Genomic DNA, 8,429 nt, shown 5'->3' with positions numbered 1-8,429 from the left:
GGCACCCATGCTGGGCGTCGTCCGGGCCGTCGACGGCTGGGTGGGCATCAACTGCCTGACCGGTCAGCACTGGCTCGACGTCTGCGCGATGCTCGGCCTGCCCGAGTTCGGCGAGCATCAGATCGCGATCATGTTGGGCGGGCCGGAGCGTGACGACTTCTTCGCCAAGGCCGAGCCAGTGCTGACCGGTCAGGCAGTTGATGCCCACCCAGCCGTCGACGGCCCGGACGACGCCCAGCATGGGTGCCGACCGCAGGTTGGCGGGCAGCCCGAGGCGTCGCATCCGCTGTGCCATCAACATCGGATAGGGCAGCGTCGAGATCAACGATTCCAGCTGCGCGACATCGACTTCCGTGATCCGGCCACCGGGCGGCCGGCGCAGCGCGGTCAACGCGCCCAGGGCGCCGTAGGCCCCCGCGACGTATTCCGCGATCCGGGCGCCGACCTGAACCGGCGGGCGCTGCGGATCCCGGGTGCTGACCCAGCCCGACGCCGCCTGCAGGGTCAGCGCCGTGGCGGGTCGATGACGCGACGGACCGGACTGACCGAACTCAGAGATGCGCAGAATTACCAGGTTCGGGTTGATCCGCTGCAAACCGTCGATGCCCAGACCCCAGCCCTTCAGGGTTCCGGGCGGGAGGTCTTCGATCAGGACCTGCGCCTGCGCGATGAGCTCGAGCGCAGACGCCAGATCGTGGCCCTCCGAGAGGTCAAGTGTGGCACCGTGTTTGCCGGCGTTGAGGTACTCGAACAGGCCGCACCGATCCGGGTCGGCGAGTCCGGTGGGGAACGGCCCCCAGCGCCGCAGCGGGTCTCCGGCGGGCGGTTCGATCTTGATGACCTCGGCGCCCAGGTCGACCAGAAGCTTTGCCGCGTAGGGACCCGAGATCTCGCCCGCGATTTCGACGACGTGCAGCCCCTCAAGGGGTCCCGTCACGCGGGGATCCCGATGGCCATCGGTTCCATGTATTGGTGCAGTCCGCCGATCCCGCCACCCTCGCGGCCCAGCCCGCTGAGCTTGAAGCCGCCGAACGGCGCGCCGCCCGGGTTGACGCCGTTGACGGCGATCTGGCCGGTGCGGATGCGGCGCGCCACCCCGACGGCACGGTCCACGTCACCGCCCCACACCGCGCCGGAGAGCCCGTATTGCGAGTTGTTCGCGATGGCGACCGCGTCGTCGTCGTCGCGGTAGCGCAGCACGGTCAACACCGGACCGAACACTTCCTCTTGCGCGATAGTCGAATTCGGGTCCACTCCGGACAGGATGGTCGGTTCGAAGTAGAAGCCGACGTCCAGATCCGCCGGCCGGCCGCCGCCGGTCACCAGCCTCGCTCCGTCATTCAGCGCGCCGGCCACGTGTGACTCGACTCGGTCGCGCTGCGCCGCACTGATCAACGGACCCATCTGCACCTCGGGGTCGGTGGGGTCGCCCACCTTGACCTCGCGGGCCAAGGCGGCGAGCCGATCGACAACATCGTCGTGCAGCGAGTCGGGAAGCAGCAGCCGGCTGTGCAGGATGCAGGCTTGCCCGGCGTGCAGCGAACAGGATTCGAACAGCATCTGGCGCAGCATGTCGTCGGTGATTTGCGCATCGTCGAGGACGATGCTGGCCGACTTGCCGCCCAGTTCCAACAGGATCCGCTTCATCGTGTCCCCGGCGGCGGACATCACCTGGCGGCCCACGGCCGAGCTGCCGGTGAAGCTGACCATGTCGATGCGCGGATCGGTGGTCAGCAGCTTGGCCGCCTCGACACCGGACGGCGTGACCACGTTGACCACCCCGGGCGGGATGTCGGTGTGCTCGTCGATGAGCCGCGCCAATGCCAGACCGGCCAGCGGTGTCAGCGGGGACGGCTTGAGCACGACCGTATTGCCCGCCGCCAGAGCATGATTCAGCTTCATGACGTTGAGGCAGTGCGGGAAGTTCCACGGCGTCAGCACCGATACGACACCCAGCGGCGCGTGCCGCAACACGGTGGTTCCGGCGCTGATGCCGGTGACCTCCTGGTCGACCAGCTGGGTGGCGAGCTGCGCGGCGTGCATGGACATGAAGCCGGCGCCGTCGATCTGCATGATGCGCTCGTTGGCGATGCAGCCCCACTCCGCCTGGGACAGCGCAAAGAAGTCGTCGGCGTGTTTGGTCAGCGCCTCGCCCAACTGGTTCAGGCACCCGGCGCGCTGCTCGGCGGTCATCGTGCCCCAGGGTCCGCTGTCGAAGGCGCGGCGAGCGGCCGCAATCGCATCGCCGACCTGGGCGACGCTCGCGTCCGGGGCGGTGGCGATGACGGCCTCGGTGGACGGGGACAGGTCGTCATAGCGGCCGTCCTGCGGCTCGACCCAGTTGCCGTCGATGTAGAGCTGATAGGTCTGGACTAGAGCGGGCGAATCGGCCATGGCTTCCTCCGGTCATCTGATCACTTGGTGTACACCTCCGTGTCGCCCTCGTCAATCATCAATCGCGCGAATTGCAAGCTACCGCAATATCTACGTGTCGTGTTGACAGCATGCGACGGCACGGAGTAGACACAGTCCGCAGGACAGATTGCCTCAATCTGTCGGATCGGGTGTCCTGCGAGAGGGGCTTGCCGTGCAGACTCATCCGCCGCTGCGCTCGCCGAGCTTCCCGCTGCACTCCCCCGACTTCTACGCCGGCGATCCCTACCCGGCCTATCGGGAGCTGCGCGCCACCGCGCCGGTGTGCTGGAACGACGTCACCGACTTCTGGGCGCTGCTGAAGTACGAGGACATCCGGTTCGTGTCGAGCAATCCGGCGCTGTTCTCGTCCACGAAGGGCATCACCATTCCGGACCCGGCGAATCCCAACCCGGTACAGGCGGGCAACCTGATCTTCAGCGACCCGCCCCGGCACCGCCAGTTGCGCAAGCTGATCAACTCCGGCTTCACCAAGCGGCGGGTTGCCGTGTTGGAGCCAAAGATTCGTCAGATCGTGCGCGGGATCCTGGACGGCATCGAACCCGGCTCGGTCCACGAGTTCGCCGAGGAGGTCGCGGCGCCACTGCCCACCCGCATGATCGCCGAACTGATCGGCGCCCCGCCGGACGACTGGGAGCAGTTCCGGGCGTGGTCGGACGCGGCCACCGGGACGGCCGACCCCGAGATCGAACTCGACTCGTTGGTGGCCATGGGCCAGCTCTTCGAGTATTTCCAGGCGCTGATCGCCGACCGGCGGGTGCACCCGCGCGACGACCTGCTGTCGGTCCTGGCCGAGGCCGAGATCGACGAGCACCGGCTGACCGACGAAGACCTGCTCAACTTCGCCTTCCTGCTGCTGGTGGCCGGCAACGAAACCACCCGCAACCTCATCGCGCTGGGCACGTTGGCGTTGATCGCGCATCCCGATCAGCGCCGCCTGCTGGTCTCCGACCCCGCACGCATCCCGCTCGCCGTCGAGGAGATGTTGCGGTGGAACAGTCCAGTGGTGCACATGGCCCGCACCGCGACCGCCGACGTCGAGATCCGCGGCCAGCGGATCCGCGCCGGCGAGGTGGTGGTGATGCTGTACGGGTCGGCCAACCGCGACGAGGACGTGTTCGGCCCCGACTCCGAGGAGTTTGACGTGACCCGTCACCCGAACCCGCACATCGCCTTTGGCTGCGGTGAACACTCTTGCGTCGGTGCGCAATTGGCGCGCCTGGAGGCGACGGTGCTGTTCGACGAGCTGCTGCGCCGCTTCCCCACCATGGAGCTGGTGGGCGACGTGCACAGGATGCGGGCCACCATGGTGCCCGGCGTCAAACGCATGCCGGTGCGGATGGGAATCTGAGCCGATGGACCTCGAATACACGCCAGAGCAATGCAAGCTGCGCGCCGAGATCCGCGCGACCCTGGAAACGGTGATGACGCCGGAACGCGTCGCCGCGGTCAGCGAGCACATGGAGGGCGGGCCGGCCGTACGCGAGTGCATCCGCGCCCTCGCCGCGGCCAATCTCCTAGGCGTCGGCTGGCCGAAAGAATATGGCGGACGAGGGTTCTCGGCCATCGAACAGTTCATCTTCTCCGAAGAGGCGCGCCGGGTCAGCGCACCCATCCCGCTGGTGACGCTCAACACCGTCGGGCCGACGCTCATGCACTACGGCACCGACGAGCAGAAGCGTCAGTTCCTGCCGGCGATCCTGGAAGGCACGGCGGAGTTCGCCATCGGCTACTCGGAACCCGGCGCGGGCAGCGACCTCGCCTCGGTGCGCACGACGGCGGTCCGTATCGGTGACGAGTACGTGATCAACGGCCAGAAGATGTTCACCAGCGGCGCCGCCTACGCCGACTACATCTGGCTGGCCGTGCGCACCGATCCCGATGCCAAGAAGCACAAGGGCATTTCGATCCTTATCGTGCCGACCTCCTCGCCCGGATTCTCCTGGCAACCGCTGCACACCATGCCGGGCATCTCGACGTTCTACACGTTCTACGACGACGTCCGGGTGCCGGTCAGCGCGCTGGTGGGCGCCGAAAACCAGGGCTGGCAGCTGATCACCACCCAGCTGAACTTCGAACGCGCGGCGCTGGGCAACCTGGGCGCGCTCGAGCCACTGTTCGAAAAGACTTTGGAATGGGCGCTTTCCACCGAACTCGACGGCGGTCGCGTCATCGACCAGCCCTGGGTGCAGCAGGCCCTGGCCCGGGTCGAGGCCCAAGTCGCCGCGTACAAGATGGTCAACCTCCGGGTCAACGCCGCGATGACCAAGGGGATGCTGAGCATGGGAGAGGCGTCGGCGGCGAAGGTGTTCGGCACCGAGCTCACCGGACAGGTCGCCCGGCAACTGCTCGAGGTGCTCGACGGCAACGGAGTTCGGCGCGGCGCCGAGGCTCCGCTGCGCGGCGCGCTGGAATCGGCCTACCGTCAGGCCGTCATCAACACCTTCGGAGGCGGGGCCAACGAAATTCAGCGTGACATCATCGCCATGGCCGGGTTGGGCATGCCGCGGGCACCACGCGACCTGCGGGCCGCGCAATAGTCAGGAGGACAGTACTAAGTGAGCGACTCAGACACCGTCAGCGCCAAGGTGCGGGCCCTCGTCGGCCAGCCGACCGGTGGCACCGGAAAGCCCTCGGTGGCCCCCGACCCGGTGAACCAGCCGATGATCCGGCACTGGGCGTACGCCATGGCCGACATGAACCCTGTCTACATCGACCCGGAGTTCGCCGCGTCGTCACGGTTCGGCGGCATCGTGTCACCGCCGGTGATGTTGCAGACCTGGACCATGCCGTCGCCAAAGTTGGAGGGAATCGGCGAACGTGGCGGGGCCCCCGTCGAGATCACCAGCAACCCAACGGCATTCCTCGATGAGGCCGGATACACCAGCACGGTGGCGACCAATTCGGAGTTCGAGATCGAGCGTTACCCGCGACTGGGTGACGTGATCAGCGCGACGACGGTCTACGAGTCGGTCTCCGACGAGAAGAAAACGGCGCTGGGCACCGGATTCTTCCTGACCTGGCTGACCACCTACACCGATCAGCACGGTGAGGTGCTGGGGCGGCAGCGATTCCGGGTGCTGCGATTCAGGCCGGCGAGCTGATGGCGGCCCGCCTGGGGCCGGCAATCACGCCGGACACCGAATTCTTCTGGAACGGGTTGCGGGACAACAAGCTCCTGCTCCAGCGCTGCGGCGGTTGTGGGCAGCTGCGCCATCCGCCGCGGCCGATGTGCCCGCACTGCCGCTCGCTGGAATGGGAGGCGATCGAGTCGTCGGGTCGCGGCACCGTCTACAGCTACGTCATGCCGCACGAGCCGAAATTTCCCTTCTTCGAATACCCCTACGTCGTCGCGCTGGTGGAACTCGACGAAGGGGTGCGCCTGGTGTCCAACCTGACCGGAATCGACCCGGACGACGTGACAACCGGAATGCCCGTCGAGGTCTACTACCAGACGTTTGATAACGACCTGGTGTTGCACCAGTTCCGGCCGAGCGTTTAGGCCCGTCATGGACTTCACCTTCACCGAAGAGCAGGAGACAATCGCCAAGCTGGCCCGCGACCTGTTGGAGCGCCGTGCCACGCCCGACCGGCTGGCCGAACTGGAAGCCGGCGACACCCGCTACGACGCCGAGCTCTGGCAAGAGCTGGCCGCCGCCGACCTGCTGGGCACCGCCCTACCCGAGTCGGTGGGCGGCTCATGCGCTTCAAGCGGTGGCTTCGTGGAACTCGGGGTGCTGCTGGCCGAGGTCGGCTACAGCGTCGCGCCCGTGCCCGCCTACGCCACGCTGGTGCTGGGCGCCGACCCGATCGCCCGGCACGGCAACGACGAACAGCAAAAGCGGTTTCTTCCGGGCGTGGTGACCGGGTCCCGCCTGCTAACAGCGGGATTGGCCGAGCCGGGCCGCTCGGACCCGACTCGCCCGCGCACCACCGCGCGCCGCGACGGCCAGCATTGGCGCCTCGACGGCGCCAAGGAGCTGGTGCCGGCCGCGCAGCTCGCCGACACCATCCTGATCCCGGCCGCCGCCGACGACGGCACCGCGTGCCTGTTCCTGCTGGCCGCCGACGCGGCCGGTGTCGAGATCCGCCCGGTGCCCACCACGAACCGCGAGCCGCACGCGGACGTATTCCTGGACGGCGCAACCGTTTCCGCGGCGGACGTGATCACCGGTGCCGGGTTGGTCGAGTCGCTGCACACCCGGGCCCTGGTCGGGCTGTGCGCGATCCAGCTCGGTGTCACCGAGCGGGCGCTGCGCATCGCCGCCGAATACACCACGGGCCGAGAACAATTCGGCCGGCCGATCGGCAGCTTCCAGGCGGTGCAACAGCGCATGGCCGACGCCTTCATCGACGTCGAGGCCATTCGGTGGACCACTTGGCAGGCGGCCTGGCTGATCGCGCACGGGCGGCCTGCCGACCGCGCGGCGCGCATCGCGAAGTTCTGGGCCGCCGAGGCCGGCGCGCGGGTGGCCGCCACCGCCCAGCACGTCCACGGCGGCATCGGCATCGACGTCACCTATCCCCTGCACCGCTATTTCCTGTGGGCCAAACACAACGAGTTGACCCTCGGTCCGGCTTCAGCGCAGCTGGCCCACCTCGGCGCAACCTATTCGGAGGGACCCGCATGACGACCACCGCCAACCGCACTCTGCAATGGCGAGACATTTCGATCGGTGACGAGGTCACACCGCTCGAAATCCCGATCACCACAACGATGATCGTCGCCGGCGCGATCGCCACCCGGGACTTCATGCCGGTGCACCATGACCGCGACTACGCGAAGAAACAGGGCTCACCCAATCTGTTCATGAACATCCTGACCACCAACGGCTACTGCGTGCGCTTCCTCACCGACTGGGCCGGCCCCGAAGCGATGGTGAAGAACCTGTCGATCCGCCTGGGGGTGCCGTGCTTTCCGGATGATCCGCTGCGGTTCACCGGCAGCGTCACCGGCAAGACTCAAGGCCCTAAAGGGACGCCGCCGGCCGAGAACTTCGTCGAGGTGACGTTCAAGGGTTCCAACAGCCTGGGCGATCACGTGTCCGGCACGGCGGTGCTCAGCCTGCTCGACGGGGTGGCCGCATGAGCCGGACGGGTCCGGGCAGCCTTCCCGGAAGCTGCGCCATCGTCGGGATCGGACAGACGGAGTTCTCCAAGGAATCCGGGCGCAGCGAGCTGCAATTGGCGTGCGAGGCGGTCAGCGCCGCCCTCGACGACGCCGGCCTGGCCCCCGGTGACGTCGACGGCATGGTCACGTTCACCATGGACTCCAGCGACGAGATCGACATCGCCCGCAACGTGGGCATCGGCGACCTGAGCTTCTTTTCCCGCGTGCACCACGGCGGCGGCGCGGCCGCCGGCACCGTCGTGCACGCGGCGATGGCGGTCGCCACCGGTCTCGCCGACGTGGTGGTGTGCTGGCGCGCCTTCAACGAGCGCTCCGGCTTCCGGTTTGGCGGCAGCGGACGCAGCATGGCCGAAACCCCATTGTTCATGGCGCATTACGCGCCGTTCGGGCTGCTCACCCCCGCGGCCTGGGTAGCGATGCATGCCCAGCGCTACATGTCGACCTACGGCGTCACCAACTCTGACTTCGGCAGGATCGCGGTCGTCGACCGCAAGCACGCGGCGACCAACCCCGACGCCTGGTTCTATCAGCGGCCGATCACCCTGGAAGACCACCAGAATTCGCGCTGGATCGTCGAACCCGTACTGCGCCTGCTGGATTGCTGCCAGGAGAGTGACGGCGGCGTCGCGCTGGTGATCACCAGCGCCGAACGCGCCCGCGACCTGCGCCAGCCGCCGGCCATCATCACCGCGGCCGCCCAGGGCGCGGCCCGCGACGGCGAGATGATGACCAGCTATTACCGCGACGAGATCACCGGCCTGCCGGAGATGGGTGTGGTGGCCCGCCAGCTCTGGCGCGACTCCGGTCTCAAGCCCCAAGACATCCAGACCGCCTTCATCTACGACCATTTCACGCCGTTTGTGTT

Annotated in this window: 9 protein-coding genes; 7 read left to right on the top strand and 2 right to left on the bottom strand. The window is 67.7% G+C overall.

Annotated elements, in window-relative coordinates:
* Positions 1-937 (bottom strand): CoA transferase (locus A5646_RS18655; RefSeq protein WP_197505237.1); only part of this gene is annotated, 937 nt, incomplete at its 3' end.
* Positions 934-2,394 (bottom strand): aldehyde dehydrogenase family protein, encoded by a 1,461-nt coding sequence (locus tag A5646_RS18650; protein ID WP_066872038.1) that lies wholly within the window; start codon positions 2,392-2,394, stop codon positions 934-936. The genes A5646_RS18655 and A5646_RS18650, both read right to left, overlap by 4 nt.
* A gap of 193 nt (positions 2,395-2,587) precedes the next feature.
* Between A5646_RS18650 and A5646_RS18645 the strand changes: the two genes are divergently transcribed.
* The 7 genes from A5646_RS18645 to A5646_RS18615 all read left to right on the top strand — a co-directional run.
* Positions 2,588-3,784 carry a cytochrome P450 gene (locus tag A5646_RS18645; protein WP_066872040.1) on the top strand — a complete coding sequence of 399 codons (1,197 nt, stop codon included), beginning with the start codon at positions 2,588-2,590 and terminating at the stop codon, positions 3,782-3,784.
* Positions 3,785-3,788: 4 nt separating this feature from the next.
* On the top strand, positions 3,789-4,973 hold the full coding sequence (locus A5646_RS18640) for an acyl-CoA dehydrogenase family protein (protein ID WP_066877734.1): 1,185 nt from the start codon (positions 3,789-3,791) through the stop codon (positions 4,971-4,973).
* Between the two features lie 18 nt (positions 4,974-4,991).
* Complete coding sequence (locus A5646_RS18635) at positions 4,992-5,537, top strand: MaoC family dehydratase N-terminal domain-containing protein (RefSeq protein WP_066877732.1); 546 nt, start codon at positions 4,992-4,994, stop codon at positions 5,535-5,537.
* On the top strand, positions 5,537-5,935 hold the full coding sequence (locus tag A5646_RS18630) for a Zn-ribbon domain-containing OB-fold protein (RefSeq protein ID WP_066877731.1): 399 nt from the start codon (positions 5,537-5,539) through the stop codon (positions 5,933-5,935). The genes A5646_RS18635 and A5646_RS18630 overlap by 1 nt, the downstream gene beginning before the upstream one ends.
* 7 nt (positions 5,936-5,942) lie before the next feature.
* A complete protein-coding gene (locus tag A5646_RS18625) occupies positions 5,943-7,064 on the top strand; it encodes an acyl-CoA dehydrogenase family protein (protein WP_066863666.1) in 1,122 nt (373 codons plus the stop codon).
* Positions 7,061-7,522: a MaoC family dehydratase gene (locus A5646_RS18620; RefSeq protein ID WP_066877729.1), complete on the top strand. Its 462-nt coding sequence runs from the start codon at positions 7,061-7,063 to the stop codon at positions 7,520-7,522. The genes A5646_RS18625 and A5646_RS18620 overlap by 4 nt, the downstream gene beginning before the upstream one ends.
* Positions 7,519-8,429: lipid-transfer protein (locus A5646_RS18615; protein WP_067023306.1), on the top strand; the 911-nt coding region annotated here is incomplete at its 3' end. The genes A5646_RS18620 and A5646_RS18615, both read left to right, overlap by 4 nt.

Origin of the sequence: Mycobacterium sp. 1245499.0 (assembly GCF_001673615.1) — a bacterium.
Classification (GTDB): domain Bacteria; phylum Actinomycetota; class Actinomycetes; order Mycobacteriales; family Mycobacteriaceae; genus Mycobacterium; species Mycobacterium europaeum_A.
This window is presented reverse-complemented; position numbering and strand designations above follow the sequence as displayed.

Bases quoted from the DNA above. Each gene is read 5' to 3' on its own strand.
- A5646_RS18650 (WP_066872038.1), bottom strand. From the start codon at position 2,394: ATGGCCGATTCGCCCGCTCTAGTCCAGACCTATCAGCTCTACATCGAC.
- A5646_RS18640 (WP_066877734.1), top strand. From the start codon at position 3,789: ATGGACCTCGAATACACGCCAGAGCAATGCAAGCTGCGCGCCGAGATC.
- A5646_RS18630 (WP_066877731.1), top strand. From the start codon at position 5,537: ATGGCGGCCCGCCTGGGGCCGGCAATCACGCCGGACACCGAATTCTTC.
- A5646_RS18625 (WP_066863666.1), top strand. From the start codon at position 5,943: ATGGACTTCACCTTCACCGAAGAGCAGGAGACAATCGCCAAGCTGGCC.
- A5646_RS18620 (WP_066877729.1), top strand. From the start codon at position 7,061: ATGACGACCACCGCCAACCGCACTCTGCAATGGCGAGACATTTCGATC.